This is a genomic window from Nonomuraea sp. NPDC050783 (genome assembly GCF_040802095.1).
Classification (GTDB): Bacteria; Actinomycetota; Actinomycetes; order Streptosporangiales; family Streptosporangiaceae; genus Nonomuraea.
Genome location: NZ_JBFAHK010000081.1, coordinates 1 through 1028, shown reverse-complemented (window position 1 = coordinate 1028; position 1028 = coordinate 1). Strand labels below are relative to the sequence as shown.

Below are 1028 nucleotides of genomic sequence, written 5' to 3'. Positions count from 1 at the left end.
TGTAGGGGGCGACGGTGAAGTCCTTGAGCGAGACCCAGCCCGACTTCGGGGTGGCCAGCGGGCCGGTGGAGGTCCAGCGGTAGGAGGACGGCAGGTTGCAGGTGCCGGTCGGCGTCGAGCTGGGGGTGACCGTCGGGGTGACGGTGGGGGTGGCCGTCTGGGTGGGGGTGCCCGGGGTGCCGGTGCAGGCCACGCCGTTCAGCGAGAAGGCCGTGGGCACCGGGTTGCTGCCGCTCCAGGAGCCGTTGAAGCCGAAGGAGGTGCTGCCCCCGGAGGGGATGGCGGCGTTGTAGCCGGCGTCGGTGGCGGTCACCGACGAGCCGGACTGGGTGCGGGTGGCGTTCCAGATCTGGGTGATCTGCTGCCCGGCGTCGAAGGACCAGGTCAGCCGCCAGCCGTTGACCGCGTCGCCGAGGTTGTCGATGGTGACGTTGGCGCCGAAGCCGCCCTGCCAGCTCGAACTGATGGTGTAGGTGACCCGGCAGGCCACGGCGGCCTGCGCGGTCGGCACCGTCAGCAGCGCGGTGGCCGCGGTGAGCAGCGCCGAGACCGTGCCGATCGCCAGGCCGTGGCGTAGACGCATCTGTGCTCTCCTCATCGTGCGGGCGCCGTCAGGAGCTGGTGCAGGTCGCGGTCGGGGTGGCGGCGGTGCCGTTGGCGGTGAAGCCGAACGTGGTGGTGCCGCCGGCCGGGACGGAGCCGTTGTAGGTCTCGTTGCGGACGGTCACGCCGGCACCGGAGCCGGAGCGGACGCCGTTCCACAGGCTGGAGATCGTCTGCCCGCCGGGCCAGGTCCAGCTGACGGTCCACCCGCTGATGGACGAGCTGCCCGCGCGCACGGTCACCGTGGTCTGGAAGCCGCCCTGCCAGCTGTTGACGGTGGCCAGCGTCGCCGAGCAGGCGCCCGGATCCGAGGTGGGCGTGGAGGTCGGGGTGGAGGTCGGGGTGGAGGTCGGCGAGGTGGTCGGGCCGGGCCCGGCGTTGTTCAGCGCGTCGAGCACGGCGTTGTAGGCCGGCTTCTTGTTGCT

At 72.3% G+C, this 1028-nt stretch carries 2 protein-coding genes; both read right to left on the bottom strand.

The features are described from left to right. Positions 1-583, bottom strand: a 583-nt coding sequence (locus AB0H75_RS50260) for a non-reducing end alpha-L-arabinofuranosidase family hydrolase (protein ID WP_367809206.1), incomplete at its 3' end; no start/stop codon positions are given. Between the two features lie 28 nt (positions 584-611). Continuing rightward, the coding region (locus tag AB0H75_RS50255) for a cellulose binding domain-containing protein (protein WP_367809204.1) at positions 612-1028 on the bottom strand (417 nt) is incomplete at its 5' end.